General features: G+C 46.6%; 13 protein-coding genes. 10 read left to right on the forward strand and 3 right to left on the reverse strand.

Annotated elements, in window-relative coordinates:
- The 8 genes from ACVA53_RS12905 to ACVA53_RS12940 all read left to right on the forward strand — a co-directional run.
- The coding region (locus tag ACVA53_RS12905) for a thiamine pyrophosphate-dependent enzyme (RefSeq protein WP_446505309.1) at window positions 1-630 on the forward strand (630 nt) is incomplete at its 5' end.
- A gap of 173 nt (window positions 631-803) precedes the next feature.
- Window positions 804-1,979 (forward strand): Gfo/Idh/MocA family protein, encoded by a 1,176-nt coding sequence (locus tag ACVA53_RS12910; RefSeq protein ID WP_446505310.1) that lies wholly within the window; start codon window positions 804-806, stop codon window positions 1,977-1,979.
- Window positions 1,980-1,991: 12 nt separating this feature from the next.
- Window positions 1,992-2,987, forward strand: coding sequence for a 5-dehydro-2-deoxygluconokinase (gene iolC / locus ACVA53_RS12915; RefSeq protein ID WP_446505311.1), 996 nt, complete (start codon window positions 1,992-1,994; stop codon window positions 2,985-2,987).
- A gap of 180 nt (window positions 2,988-3,167) precedes the next feature.
- Window positions 3,168-4,037, forward strand: a complete 870-nt coding sequence (locus ACVA53_RS12920; RefSeq protein ID WP_255045398.1) for a 5-deoxy-glucuronate isomerase — start codon at window positions 3,168-3,170, stop codon at window positions 4,035-4,037.
- Between the two features lie 11 nt (window positions 4,038-4,048).
- Window positions 4,049-4,876 carry a class II fructose-bisphosphate aldolase gene (locus tag ACVA53_RS12925; RefSeq protein WP_255045396.1) on the forward strand — a complete coding sequence of 276 codons (828 nt, stop codon included), beginning with the start codon at window positions 4,049-4,051 and terminating at the stop codon, window positions 4,874-4,876.
- 76 nt (window positions 4,877-4,952) lie between these two features.
- Window positions 4,953-5,786, forward strand: a complete 834-nt coding sequence (locus tag ACVA53_RS12930; RefSeq protein ID WP_255045395.1) for a MurR/RpiR family transcriptional regulator — start codon at window positions 4,953-4,955, stop codon at window positions 5,784-5,786.
- Between the two features lie 213 nt (window positions 5,787-5,999).
- On the forward strand, window positions 6,000-6,827 hold the full coding sequence (locus ACVA53_RS12935) for a sugar phosphate isomerase/epimerase family protein (protein ID WP_446505312.1): 828 nt from the start codon (window positions 6,000-6,002) through the stop codon (window positions 6,825-6,827).
- Window positions 6,828-6,922: 95 nt separating this feature from the next.
- On the forward strand, window positions 6,923-7,816 hold the full coding sequence (locus ACVA53_RS12940) for a DMT family transporter (protein ID WP_446505313.1): 894 nt from the start codon (window positions 6,923-6,925) through the stop codon (window positions 7,814-7,816).
- A gap of 687 nt (window positions 7,817-8,503) precedes the next feature.
- On the opposite strand, the gene ACVA53_RS12945 is transcribed toward ACVA53_RS12940, so the two are convergent.
- From ACVA53_RS12945 to ACVA53_RS12955, 3 genes are all read right to left on the reverse strand, one after another.
- Window positions 8,504-9,373 (reverse strand): hypothetical protein, encoded by an 870-nt coding sequence (locus ACVA53_RS12945; RefSeq protein ID WP_255045392.1) that lies wholly within the window; start codon window positions 9,371-9,373, stop codon window positions 8,504-8,506.
- A gap of 201 nt (window positions 9,374-9,574) precedes the next feature.
- Window positions 9,575-11,032 (reverse strand): Na+/H+ antiporter family protein, encoded by a 1,458-nt coding sequence (locus ACVA53_RS12950; protein ID WP_446505314.1) that lies wholly within the window; start codon window positions 11,030-11,032, stop codon window positions 9,575-9,577.
- Between the two features lie 192 nt (window positions 11,033-11,224).
- The gene (locus ACVA53_RS12955; RefSeq protein WP_446505315.1) at window positions 11,225-12,169 is read right to left on the reverse strand and encodes a helix-turn-helix domain-containing protein; all 945 of its coding nucleotides are present in this window, start codon (window positions 12,167-12,169) and stop codon (window positions 11,225-11,227) included.
- Window positions 12,170-12,353: 184 nt separating this feature from the next.
- Here ACVA53_RS12955 and ACVA53_RS12960 point away from each other — a divergent pair, with 184 nt between their 5' ends.
- Window positions 12,354-13,748 carry an ethanolamine ammonia-lyase subunit EutB gene (locus tag ACVA53_RS12960; RefSeq protein WP_255043934.1) on the forward strand — a complete coding sequence of 465 codons (1,395 nt, stop codon included), beginning with the start codon at window positions 12,354-12,356 and terminating at the stop codon, window positions 13,746-13,748.
- 10 nt (window positions 13,749-13,758) lie between these two features.
- Window positions 13,759-14,637 (forward strand): ethanolamine ammonia-lyase subunit EutC, encoded by an 879-nt coding sequence (gene eutC, locus ACVA53_RS12965; RefSeq protein WP_255043935.1) that lies wholly within the window; start codon window positions 13,759-13,761, stop codon window positions 14,635-14,637.
- Window positions 14,638-14,640 lie beyond the last annotated feature (3 nt).

Here is a 14,640-nt window from a genome sequence, read left to right on the forward strand (position 1 = left end):
ACCGTACTGACAGCTGCAGGTGGTCTACCGGCTGAGCTTTCGATGAACTGGCAGAACTACCAGATTGGTAAGTTCGATATCGATTTTGGTTATTCGTGCATGGGTTACGAAATTGCCGGTGGCTGGGGCGCGAAAATTGCTAACCCAGGCAACGATGTTGTCGTGCTGGTCGGTGATGGCTCATACCTGATCCAGAACTCAGATATTTACTCTTCAGTGTTGACTGGCCACAAGATGATTGTGGTGGTGTGTGACAACGGCGGTTTCGCGGTTATCAACAAACTGCAGAACAATACCGGTAACGAGTCATTCAACAACCTGCTTGAAGATTGCCGCCGTCCAGATGGCGAGTTGGCCCGTGTTGACTTTGCCAAGCACGCAGAAGCACAAGGTGCAATTTCCGAGAAACTGACGTCTGTTGACGAGTTTGATGCTGCCTTTGCCCGCGCGAAAGAAGCGGACCGTACTTACGTGATTGTGGTTGATATCGACCCAGTTTCTCCTGCGGCATGGTCGAAGTGTGACTGCTGGTGGGAAGTGGGTTTGCCTGAAGTGACACGCAACGAAGAGACAGCGAAGAAAGTCGCTGACTGGGAAGAAGGCCGAGTTACTCAGCGTCGTGGCGTTTAAGGTCTCGGCTTATAAAAACGCTGCACTTTAGCGAGAATTTATTAACCAAGAGGCTCTTATTACTGAGAGCCTCTGAGAATAAAAACTCTGTAAACAAGAACAATCTAATTCCAATATCTGAAACGCAGGTATCTCTCAAAAAATAATGGGGATCCCTGGCAAGGAGTGAAGCCATGTTTAATGAAGAACGTCATTTTGATCAACCTATCCGTTGGGCAATGGTAGGCGGCGGTCGTGGTAGCCAGATCGGTTACTCGCACCGTAACGCAGCGCTGCGTGATGGTTTGTTCAAGTTGGTAGCCGGTGCTTTTGACCTTGATCCTGAGCGCTGCCGTGACTTCGGTAACAACCTTGGCCTTGATAGCGACCGTTGCTACGCCAACTACCAAGAGATGTTCGAGCAAGAAGCACAGCGTGAAGACGGTATCCAAGCTGTTTCTATCGCAACGCCGAACTCGACCCACTACGCCATTTGTAAAGCAGCGCTAGAAGCAAACCTACACGTAGTGTGTGAAAAGCCAATCACTTTCACTACCGAAGAAGCAGAAGAGCTGAAAGAAATTGCGGCGAAAAACAACCGCGTTATCGGTGTGATGTACGGTTACAGCGGTTTCCCAATGGTTCAGCAGGCGCGTGAAATGGTTCAGCGTGGCGACCTAGGTGAAATCCGTGTTATCAACATGCAGTTCGCCCACGGCTTCCACAACGAAGAGTACGAACTGAACGATCCAGGCCTGAAGTGGCGTGTAAGCCCTGAAGTATCTGGCCCAACTTACGTACTGGGTGATATCGGTACTCACGCATTCTACCTATGCGAAGTGATGACAGGCCTTGAGGTTGACCGTCTATCTTGCATGCGTCAGAGCTTCATCAAGTCGCGCACTCCGTTAGAAGATAACGCGCACGTAATGATGGAGTTCAAAGGCGGCGCTGTCGGCACGCTTTGGGCATCAGCGGTGAACTCGGGCTCGATGCACCAGCAGAAGATCCGCATCGTCGGCTCTAAAGCGTCTATCGAATGGTGGGATGAGCAACCAAACCAACTTCGCTACGAAGTGCAAGGCGAGCCATCTCGTCTATTAGAGCGCGGCATGGGTTATCTACACCAAGATGCACCGGGTGTGGCATCTAACCGTGTTGGTGGTGGTCACGCTGAAGGTTACTTCGAGTCTTGGGCAAACTTGTACCACCGCTTTGCGCTGGCATTCGATGCGGCTGACCGCGACGACCAAGCTGAGCTAGCAGGTATCTGGTTCCCAGGTATTGACGCGGGTATCGAAGGTGTACGCCTTTGTGAGAAATGTGTTGAGTCTGCAGATCAAAATGCGGCTTGGGTAGATTACGAGTAATAGGAACGGACCATGACAAAGATTGCACTTCAGCAAGACCGTAAGCTGGATGCCATCGTGTTGGGACGTGCGGGCGTAGATCTTTACGCCCGTGAATCAAACACGGACATGGCTGATATTTCAGGTTTCAACAAATTCGTCGGTGGCTCGGCAGCCAACATTGCAGTGGCTGTAAACAGACTTGGCGGCAAGGTAGGGTTTATCGGTTGTGTCGCTGATGATGCATTCGGCGGCTATGTGAAGCAGTACATGTCAGGTCAGGGGATCAACCTTGACGGCATGATGACAGACAATTCAGGCTCGCGTACGTCAGTGGCGTTTACCGAGATGAAGCCAAGCGACTGCACGGTATTGATTTACCGCAACAAGGCCTCTGATCTGACCATTAAGCCAGAGCAGGTCGACCCAGAGTACATCGCAAGCTCGAAAGTATTGGTGGTAACCGGTACGGCGCTTTCAGAAAGCCCGAGCCGTGAAGCAACGCTTATCGCGATGGAACATGCACGCCGCAGCAACACGTTAGTGGTTCTGGATGTTGATTACCGTCCGTATTCATGGCGCACCGACGTTGACGCATCAATTTACTACGGTATCGCCGCGGGTCTATCCGACATCGTGATCGGTAACCGTGAAGAGTTCGACATGATGGAAACCGTGCTGGCACCGGGTAACACCGACGATGATGCAACGGCTGACCGCTTCCTTCGCGCAAACACCCAGGTGGTAGTGGTTAAAGCCGGTGAGTTTGGTTCCAAAGTGTACTGTCGAGATGGTCATAAATTCCAGCAAGGTATATTCCGCGTGGACGTGCAAAAGCCATTTGGCTCTGGCGATTCATTTGCAGGCGGCCTGATTTGGACACTGGTTAACGGTGGTGAGCTGGAAGACGGCGTGAAGCATGGTACGGCAGCGGCGGCAATCAATGTCAGTGGCAACAGCTGTACTGAAGCGATGCCGACCAAAGAACAATTATTCGATTTTATTGAGACCAGAGAAAAAAGCCTTTAATCGTCATCTTCGGGTGACGTGATTAAAGGCAATTAGGTCCGCCGAGCCAGTATTTTACTGGACACGTCTAGAAAGGGTACAAACCATCGAGGCTCGGCTTTTTTATTACGACAATTTTGACTGATAAACACTGTGCTGGAAAACGACAGTTGAAAAGGCAGGCAGTGAGGAGAGAGTACAATGGGCAAGCATATCCCACCATTTGATAATAAGAACCAACCAATCGTTGATGTAAACGATGAAGTCACACCGTTGTGTTATTTTAACCAAGTTTGTCTTTCGCAAGGCGATCAGCACCAGCATGTTGTTGAAGGTTATGAGTCTGTCATCGTCCTTGCAGGCGGCACCTGTTCAATTACCGTTACCAATGGTGAAAAGACCGAAGTTTACGACAATATCGGTAAGCGAAAATCAGTGTGGGATGGCAACCCAGAAGCTGTCTATGTCCCGCTAGGTTACAGTGCAACCATTGACTGTGTCAGCGACACGGCTGATGTGATGATTGCCGGTGGTAAGTTTGAACAATCGCTAGAACCTTTCTGTGTGCGTGAAGAGAATGTCGATATTGTTCAGTACGGCTCTGATGACACTAAAACTCACCGTAAGATCAAACACGTATTGGGCCAGTCTAATTCAGATAATCGCGGTCGCCTTCTTGTCAGTGAACTGTTTACTGTAGGTGCAGGGGGCTGGTCAGGTTTCCCTCCTCATAAACATGATGAAGATCGCGTTAAGCCTGATGGCAGCAAAGAAACACTTTACGAAGAAGTGTACCAATTCCGCTTTAACCCAGATTTCGGCTTCGGTGCGCAATTCCTGTATGAGCATGAAGATGACTTTGGTCCGGTTTACCATGTCCGCACTGGCTCTGTGATTGCTATCGATAAAGGTTATCACCCAAGCGTTGCGGCACCGGGTTATGAAATGTATTACTTCACGATCATCGTGGGTAAGACTGAGAAGTCGCTGATCCAGCACTTTGACCCACACCACGAGTACCAAGTTGAAACGATCCCTGGCATCAAGGACATGATCGCCAAGTTTAAATAAGGAGGGGCAATATGCTCGTCAATTTGAAAGACCTATTGCCTCAAGCTGCAGCGTCAGACTATTCAGTACCTTGTTTTAACGTATTTGGTTACGAAGATGCCCTTGCAGTTGTGGAAGCGGCTGAAGCTGTTAACAAGCCAGTCATTCTGGCTTGTAACAAAGACGTGGCTGACTTCTATGGGGTAGAGACTGCCGCCGCGATGCTATTGCCGATGGCACATAATAGTTCAGTGCCGGTTTGCTTGCACCTTGATCATACCTATGAAGAAGAGGTTGTTTACCGTGCCTTGAAGGCGGGATTCAGCTCCGTGATGTTCGATGGTTCTCAGCTGCCGCTTGATGAGAATATCGCCCGTACCCGTGCTGTTGCTGATGTTGCACACGCGTTAGGTGCATCGGTCGAAGGTGAAATTGGGTCGGTGCCTTATGATGAAGGCCGGGATCACATCAAATCTATCTACACCGAACCTGAAGATGCTGCGCGCTTTGCAAAAGAGAGTGGTGCTGATTGTGTCGCCATTTCGGTTGGAAACGTACACCGATTGACCGAGCCGACATGTACAATTGATTTTGGTCGTTTAGATCGTATTGCGAATATGGTAGATATTCCGTTGGTCATTCATGGCACCAGCGGTATCCGTGATGAAGATATGGAAGTGCTGAAGCGTACAAGAGTATCAAAGTTCAATATTGGTACGTGTTTACGTCAAGCTCTAGGCCATAATCTGCGCGATTTCATGAATGAAGAACCACAAAAATTTGATCGTATCTACTTTATGCAAAAGGCAATGCCCTTTGTGAAGCAAGAAGCGATTCGCAACTTCGAATTATTATCATAAACTATAGCCTCAGGTGCTTAGCACTTGAGGTATTCTTATTTTGTAGTATTGCTTTCGAGCGGGAGAGCGGCCATTTATGGATGTAGAAGAACAAGTACCAGCTGACTTAGATACGCTGCGTGAGCTTATTGTTAAGCGTTACGATAGCCTAAGTGGGCGACTACAACAGGTTGCTGATTTTGTGATGGCCCAGCCAATGTTGGTAGCGGTCGAAACTATGGCAACTATAGCTGAACAGGCCAATGTTCCTTTATCGACGCTGAGCCGGTTTTCAAATGCGATGGGCTATTCTGGATTTAGCTCAATGCAGGCACTATTCCGTGATCAGTATTTGAATCGTCCGAGGGATTATCTTGAGCGTGTAAAAAAAGCACGTGAAACTGAAGAAGTGAGCCAAGACTCACCGATGGCGATTTTCCAGGACTTTGGACAAGCCAATATTGAAGCGATGGAGCAGCTGCAAATGTCTGTTTCCCCGCAAAAGCTAGAAAGAGCTGTGAGCCTGCTTGATGGGGCCGAGACCATCTATATTCAGGGCATGCGACGAGCATATCCGGTGGCATTTTATCTTTGGTATGCGCTGATGAAATCAGACAACAATGTTGTATTGTTGGATGATCACGGTGGTATGTTGGCACCAATGACTCGTCGTATGAATGATAAAGATGTGCTGGTCACTGTGACTTTCAGCCCTTATGCACCTGAAACCAGTAGTTTGATTGATACAGCGTTTGAGAAAGGGGTGCCTATTGTTGCGATTACGGATAATCAGATGACCTCTCAAGGCAGCAAAATGGAAGTGTGCTTTGAAGTACAGGAAGGCGAAATCATGGGGTTCCGATCGCTCAGTAGTTCTTTGTATCTGGCACAAACGCTGGCAGTCAGTTTGATGTGCCAAGAAGTGAAATAGTATTTTTTCGAGACATTTATTAGTTAGTACGAGTAACCAAGTTATATCAAATAATTTGGTTACTATACCCAAGTGACTTCCGCCTTATCTTCTTTAGAAGTCACTTGGCTATAGAACTTCTGTTTTATATATATTTCTTATTTCAGGTAGGTGCCATGACCATGGCGTCTAGGGATTTTGTTGCACGGCATTTGGTGTCGATAAGGATTTAAAATGCGTTTTGCTCTTCATGGAATGTGTTCACTTCATAGTAATATTCTTTCTGATATTCGTTTGGCAAAAGAAACGGGTTATCAGGGGTTGGAAATTCATACCGAAAAACTATGGCGTTATATTAATGCTGGTTTTACCAGTGAGGAATTTAAAGCCCGCCTTGATGCGGCTAATATTACTCCTTCAGCTATTGATATTATCGGAGGGGTAGAGGCAACAACGAAAGAAGAGCAACAGCGTGTATTCAAAGAAGCTGAAGTATTATGTCGTTTTGCTAAAGACATTGGTGCACCCACTATTCAGCTAAATGCTTTTGAAAGCCTAAATGGCTTTAGTACTGAAGAAAACATTCAATTAACGGCGAAAAACATCCGAACTATTGCCGATATTGGTCGAGAGCATGGTATTCGCTTTCAGTATGAAGGGGCAGCATGGACACCGATCGCGACATTAGATGATTACTATCGATTGCTCGATGCTGTTGGGCGTGATAATTTTGGTTTCGTCTTAGATACATGGCACCTATGGGCATGTCGTGGTGCAACGTTAGAGCAAATCTCTCAAGTTGATAAATCTCTAATTTATAATGTTCATCTATCTGATGGTAAACGTCCTGCAGTAGGGCAGCCATGGGTTGATGAAAGAGAACTACGTGGTGTCTACATTGGTGAAGGCGATATCCCAATGCAAGAGTGGGTTGATGCCCTTCTACAGACAGGTTATGACGGTTTCTTCTCAGGCGAGTTCCTCAATGATCAAATGTGGGAGCACGATCATTACGAAGTGGCAGAAAAAATGCTTAATGGTATGAAAGCATTGGTTCGTTAATGGTTGCATGGATTTGCAGCTTATATTTGGAATAATTATTTGAAAATATATTGCTGTTATTTCCTACACGTTAGTTGTAGCGAGGGCGCTTCAGAATGAATCTTGAGCGCCGTGCTGATTTAATATTGGTCGCAACCACAGTATTGGCGGCAGCTGGCTGGATTTTCTCTAAAGAGGCAATTCAGGGGCTACCGCCTTTTGGCTTTATTGGCTTGCGTTTTATCTTAGCCTCTTCGTGCCTATTGCTGTTCTGTTATTCTGACATTAAGAAAGTCGAAAAATCCGTCATAGTCAAAGCGCTTGGGGTAGGGTGTATTCTTGGTAGCGCCTTACTGCTATGGATACATGCTATTTCTGTCAGTGATACGTTGGGCGAAGGCGCATTTATTATGAGCCTGTCCATGTTGTTCGTACCGTTGATTGCTTGGCCGTTGTTCAAAGCTAAGCCACCAAGAACATTTTGGCTGGCATTGCCTATCGCTTTTGCTGGTTTGTTGATGCTGTCGTTAGGAGGCGGTAATGGTTGGCAGATGGCGTCTAGCCAGTTGTGGTTTATGGCTGCGGCGGTGATGTTGGCGGTTCACTTCAACTTTAACAGTCAGTATGCTCGTCAGATCCCAACGCTGTTGCTGACCTGTTTACAGTTATTCAGCACTGGCTGTATGGGCATCATTGCTTCTTTATTGTTTGAATCATGGCCTGAGTCAGTCAGCTTGGCGACATGGGGCTGGTTCACAATGAGTATGCTGGTTGCGACAAGCTTGCGTTATGTGATGCAAACGATGGGGCAGAAACACAGTACCGCTGCGAATGCCGCGATTATTATGATCCTTGAACCTGTGTGGACGGTTATTCTCAGCGTTGTTTGGTATGCTGAAGAAATGCCGTTTAATAAACTCGCAGGGTGTTTGATGATTTTACTGGCCTTATTCACATACCGTGGTGGGCCGTATTTGGTCAATCGTGTGATAAGGCGGTTCTCGCACTAATCAAGTCTTACGGTGATCCAGTGCAAATACTTGATCAACGACTTATCCAGATTGGTATTACTTTCCTAAATATCTAATTTGTTCATTTATGCTGCTGTAAAAAAACCATCTGAAGAATTATCGCTTTGTTTTTAATAAAAATTGACTGCAACATAAAAAGATCACCCGGGACGTGATTGTGGTGCATCGTTATGCATACAAGCATAACTTTGATGAGTATCACGGATATGGATAAATGTATTGAGGTATGGTGATATTCACTCAGGGAATACGTGGGTCCTTTTGTCAAAAGTATTAAACGTAGCAAGGAGTCGCTATGCATTATTTACATTGCCCGGTATGTAAGCGTAAAAAAAATGTCTATCGGATCAAAAGAAATACCATAGAACGTATCACCAGACATAGTTATGCCAAATACCAGTGTGCGTGTTGCTCGTCGGTATTTTTATCTCACATGGTAAAGCAGGACACGATTCTCATCAAACGAGGTGAAGTGAGCTATGAAGCTACGGATTGATGTCAATGGCTGAATGCCTACAGGGTTAACGACCGCCATGAAGCGGTCATGGCTTCTGTCATTTTACCCGGTGAATATAAGGGAAATGTAAAACCACCTTCGATGTCGGAGGTAGCTTGTCCCATACCCATACGACCAGTCTGTAATGAAAGGTGATTTATAGCAATGTATCAAACATTCAACTCCCTCAGTAGTTGGTTTCGGTATGCTACGGCTTCAGGGTTATTCCGAGATAATCCAAGCTCAATCCATTTTTCGATGATGCTGATTTCATCTCTTGTTAAAGACTGTTCATCAACCTGATAGCGTTTTAGTAACGACAAATAGTCATTAGTGGTGATTGGGATAATTTCAAACTCTACTTCACCGAATGCGCATCGTTCACCATCATCATAATTGAGTGATACTCTAAAGTAACACTCGCTAATTTCTCTAATATTTTCATCGTCAATGATATAGAAATCGTTGTATTTCTTTAAATGGTAGCCACGGTAGTCTCCGACCTGTGGTTTATCATGGGTACTAACGCCCAATTTAGGGACAATGTTATCTTCTAGTGAGGTGACTTTCACCCCGATATCAAAGTAACCATTAAAATCTGAAATTTTCACATAAACACAGTCAGTGTAGTAATTCTCACATTCTAAAAGATGAGGTTTACTGTCAGTAACACGAATAATGTCAGCACTTTTAGCTGTGAGGTGGTCATGTTTTTGTTGTTGTGCTTTTTTACCGTCCAATAAAATGTATTGGAAGGTGACAGTGCTCAGAATAATAACAGCGATAAACACCGATAATGCTGCTGGTCCCGAGTGTTCTATAAAAATGAAAAGCGTTCGGTAAAAGTCACTTTCCTTGGATAAAAAATAAGAGAAGTATTGGCCTGAGAACAACTGACTGAGTTCAACATAGGAGCCTTTTACAAGTCTTTGATGGTACCCGGCGATAAACTGATATCCAGCGATGCAATACAGGGAACTCAGAGCACAGCAAAGGATAAACTTGCTGGTTTTATGTAACTCGTTAAGGGCGCTTTTCATTCCAACTCCATTCGTGATCTTTGTTATGCTGTAGCTATGAACGGCGAATTCAGCTACTTATAAATCAGTAATTTAATCTAAAACGACTGAACAAAAAAGATCAGATTCATGCTTACAGAGAGGAGATGGCTGGTTTTGTAGAGGAGGATGGGAAGTTGGGAAATGCGGTATGCATTCCCCATCTATTTTAAATAATAAAACTTACAGTATCAGTGCTGCTATCCAGGCAAACAGCACCATACCAAAGTTCGCATGGGTAAACGTAGGGATCACCGAGTCTTTAATGTGATCGTGTTGCCCGTCGGCATTCAAGCCTGATGTTACACCCAGTGAAATAGTCGAAGCGGGTGAGCCTGCATCACCCAAGGCTGCTGACGCGCCTAGTAGGGCAACGGTAGCGGCAGGTGAGAAGCCCAGTGACAAGGCCAAAGGCACGTAGATAGGGGCTAGAATGGGAACGCTGGCAAATGAGTCACCAAAGCCAATCGTAATAAATAAACCAACCAGGAGCATTAGCAGCGCTGCAATCGCTTTGTTATTGCCAATCAACTCACCGGTTGATTGCACTAGCGATGGAATTTCCCCTGTTGCTTCAAGCACTCCCGCAAAACCGGACGCAATGGTGATGATAACGGCGATCTGTACCATCATTCGCATCCCTTCGGTAAAGACATCATCCTGTTGCTGCCATTTGAACACACCTGATACTGTTAGCAGCATGAAGCCCACCATCGCTCCGATTAACAGTGAGTCGAACAGGATTTGGCACAACAGAGCGACGGCAATAGCACCGAGGACGAAAAGCAACTGTCCAACTTTGAGCGTTGGCTGCTCATTGTGAAAAACTAGCTTACTGGTTACTTCAGCGTCGTAGTCCCGTGGCTTGCGGTAGGTAATGAATACCGCAACCAGCATACCGGCGACAATGCCCATCACCGGTAAAAACATGGCTGATGGGATCTGCGAGGCTGTTACGGTGAGATCGTATGCTTCACCAGCCGAATTGACATTCGGTAGTAGGATTTCGAATAAGTAAATCGCGCCAAAGCCGGTTGGCAGCAACAGGTAACTGACACTGATGGAGCAGGCGATGATACAAGCTACCGCACGACGGTCGATTCGCAGCTTGTTGAAGATAGCGAGCAGTGGCGGGATCATCACTGGGATAAAGGCGATGTGAACCGGCACGATATTTTGTGACATGATTGAGGCGCCTATAAACAGGCTAAATAGCATCCACTTGATGGTTTTATGCGAAGCCCCTCCAGATACTGCGCCGAGTGTCTTGTTCGCAAAAACATCAAGTAACCCACTGCGGCCAAGGGCTACCGCGAACGCACCAATCATCACATAGGTCATCCCCACTTGGGCACCTGCGGCTAGATTGTCATTGATGGCACCAATTGCTTCATTGGTCGTCATGCCACTGTTGGTAGCTCCCACCATGGCTGAGGCAATTAGTGCAATCGCTACAGGCATACGCAGCAAACACATGGCAATCATAAGCCCAATGGCAAGGATCACTGAGTTGACGGGGAGCAGGCCGGGTTGGATGAGGGCAATGGCACTGATCACAAACGTGATGGCAATGGCCACTCGCGGATAAAAGCTGTTGGGGTTGGGTTGGGTTAAGCCCAACGATGACGTATCGGTAGCCATGGAATATCCTTTTCGGTTGGCATGAAATCAAATTAGCGGAATGAGTTTGTCGAAAGCCATCCTGGCTTTAGGGGAACGCATATTAAGCGAATGAAATACCTAAAATGCATAATCCATGAAGACATAAGGGTTATTTCTAACGATTTATGCATGAATGTCAAGGTGTTGAAGGGGAGAGAGGCAATTTAGTAATTATTTATTCACTGTCTTCTTCGTCTCTGATGGTTTTTCCCCAAACAACCGTTTGTAACTCTTGGCAAACTGCCCCAAATGATAAAACCCAAAGCTAAAAGCGATCTCATAGACCGCCCGTGTATCGGTGGCATCTTGTAATACTCTTCTTACTTGGTTAAGTCTCTGCCTTTGTATAAATTGCTGGGGAGCCATACCGCAGCATGCCTCAAAACTATATTGCAAGGTTCGACGACTAACATGGACGGCTTCACACAGTTCGCTGATGGTTATGGGGTTACTGGTGTCGATGTTTTCTAGATATTGTTTGATTTGGCCCATGATTTTCTGGCGGCGGTAAGGCGACTCAAGGTGCGTGTTCGTATTCGGTTTGAGCGTCAGCTGTTCGGCGACAAAATCCTTAAGGAGGGCCTCGTGGGTATGACTGGACCATCGAGTCGGCTTGGGCGCCAACAAAAGGGCAAGGTAGTTTTTAAGCTGTATTGCTTGTTCTTGAGACTCAATTTGGCACAACTTATCGATGTCACCAAGGCCAAATTCAACCTGCTCGCTGATTGATTCCAGCAGGTGTTGATCGAGAACCATGCCATAAATTGAAAAGGCATCGGGTGTGATGAGTTCAAAATCAACACCGCCAGAGCGTAATAACATGTGGTTAGCACTTACTTTGGCGTGATTTAGATGCAGCGATTTTTGCTGCGCGCTTATTCCGAGCCACAATCCTCCTACTTCCACACGGCACGCTTGCTTAAGTGCCCGGTTGCTGTCCTCACGAAACACATGAATGTGAGAAAATCGCCTTTCAATAATTTGCCCCATATAACGACCATTACTCAACTGGTCATATTCTTGCTGCCAGTTGGTAAGGTTCGCAGCTTGCTGGTTTGCATCACTTGAGGGCTGAATGCACAAATCCGGTGCAAGAGAGTGCGTGACTTCATTCAACTTAGTTCTCCCTAACTTCAAATTGTTGAACCAATTTAGAGCGATAACTCTATAACCTTTTGTTTATTTGAGCTTTTTTGATATTGCCAACTTTAGATAACACGTTGGAACGTATTTCGCAGCCATAGAGTCAGTATCTAATTGAAATAACGCAAGAACTGAACCAAGTTGTAGAGGAAGAGTGATGACAGTAGCGTATCGTTGGCAGCAAGGTAACCGTGTATATACCTTCAACTCCTTGGCGGATTTATTGGCCAAAGCAACACCCGAGCGTTCAGGAGACGCGTTGGCTGGCGTTTGCGCAGAGTCGGCTGCAGAGCGAGTGGTTGCGCAAATGACGTTGGCTGATTTGCCGCTTAAAACCTTTCTTAATGAGGCCGTAATCCCCTACGAGAAAGATGAAGTAACCCGGCTAATTATTGACACTCACGACTCCGGTGCCTTTAAACCAATCGAACACCTGACTGTGGGGGATTTTCGGAACTGGCTTCTGAGTGAACAAGCAGACGCATACACGTTAAAGCAGATCAGCGCGGGGTTAACCCCTGAAATGGTGGCTGCGGTGAGCAAGATCATGCGTAATCAAGATCTTATCTTGGTGGCTAAAAAGTGCAGCGTCGTGACGGCATTTCGAAACACCATTGGTTTACCCAGCCGCCTGTCGACACGTTTGCAACCCAACCATCCAACAGATTCACTCAATGGCATTGCTGCCACCATATTTGATGGGCTGATGTATGGTAACGGGGATGCGGTTATCGGGATAAACCCTGCTACCGACAATGTGCCTCAAGCCATTAAGCTGATGAAGCTAATGGATGAGGTGATACAACATTATCAAATTCCCACTCAATCCTGTGTTTTAACGCATGTCACCAATACGATTGAAGCGATTGAAATGGGTGCGCCCGTCGATTTGGTCTTTCAGTCCATCGGCGGAACGCAGGGCACTAACGATACATTCGGCATCGACCTCGCTGTGCTTAAAGAAGCGCAACAAGCGGCCCAGTCACTCAACCGCGGAACCGTGGGGAATAACGTGATGTATTTTGAAACAGGGCAAGGAACAGCGTTGTCTGCCGATGCCTTTCATGGCGTCGATCAGCAGACTTGTGAGGCTCGGGCTTATGCAGTTGCCCGGCATTTTGATCCCCTGTTGGTGAATACCGTGGTCGGCTTTATCGGACCCGAATATTTATTTGACGGAAAACAGATTATCCGCGCCGGATTGGAAGACCATTTTTGCGGGAAATTGCTGGGGCTGCCGATGGGGTGTGATATTTGTTATACCAACCACGCCTATGCCGATCAGAATGATATGGACAATTTGCTGACGTTACTCGGCGTGGCCGAATGTTCGTTCATTATGGGGATCCCTGGCTCTGACGACATCATGCTTAACTATCAAACCACCTCTTTCCATGATGCCTTGTATGCGAGAAAAGCCCTTGGCTTGAAACCAGCACCTGAATTTGAAAAATGGCTGATGGACATGCAAATCTTTCATGATATCAATGATGTTCGCTTGAACGACCATCCCGCTGGTTCTTTTGCTGGCGCAATTGCACAACTAAATTGAGGGGAATGTCATGGGTAAAGTGATTGCTTTAGCAGAAAAACAGTTTCCAACAGAAGTCGTTCAGAATCCTTGGTGCCAGCTTCGGGCATTTACCTCTGCCCGCATCGCATTGGGCAGAAGCGGAAATAGCATTCCCACCAAAGAACTTCTTTCTTTTCAGCTCGATCATGCACAAGCGATGGATGCCGTGCACTGCGCACTGGATACCGATTTGTTGGTCAGTCAACTCGTGGAGATTCCATCGCTCCTCGAATCAACATTAGCCTCCCCGGTTGTGGTCGAGAGTAAAGTTACCGATCGGTTGATGTATTTGCAGCGCCCAGATTTAGGTCGTCAATTGAATGATGTGTCATGGCTGGCGTTGGAAAACCTCTCCTCAAAACATCATGATACACCTGATTTGGCCATTGTTATTGCCGATGGCCTCTCCTCCACCGCAATTCAAAGTCACGCGGTAGAAGTTGTAAGCCGTTTGTTTTCAATGTTGGGTAACGACAGGGAGCATGAGTGGGACTTGTCGCCAATCAGTGTCGTCAAGCAAGGGCGGGTAGCTGTCGCCGATGATATTTCACAATGCTTCAACGCCAAAATGGCCTTGATCTTAATTGGTGAACGCCCCGGACTGACGTCGCCTGACAGTATGGGAATGTACCTGACATGGGGGGCCAGACGGGGCGCAAAAGATTCCCACCGCAATTGTATTTCTAATGTACGCCCAGGCGGATTGAGCTATGACGATGCCTGCAACCGCGCACTGTATTTGCTTAAAGAAGCGCGTAAGTTGCAGCTTTCAGGCGTCAACCTCAAAGATCGCTCCAATATCGACGAAGAAACTCAAGCCCAGGTCGATGATAAGCACAATGACAACTTTTTAATCTCACAACCGTAGAAG

The organism is Photobacterium sp. DNB23_23_1 (assembly GCF_052873815.1).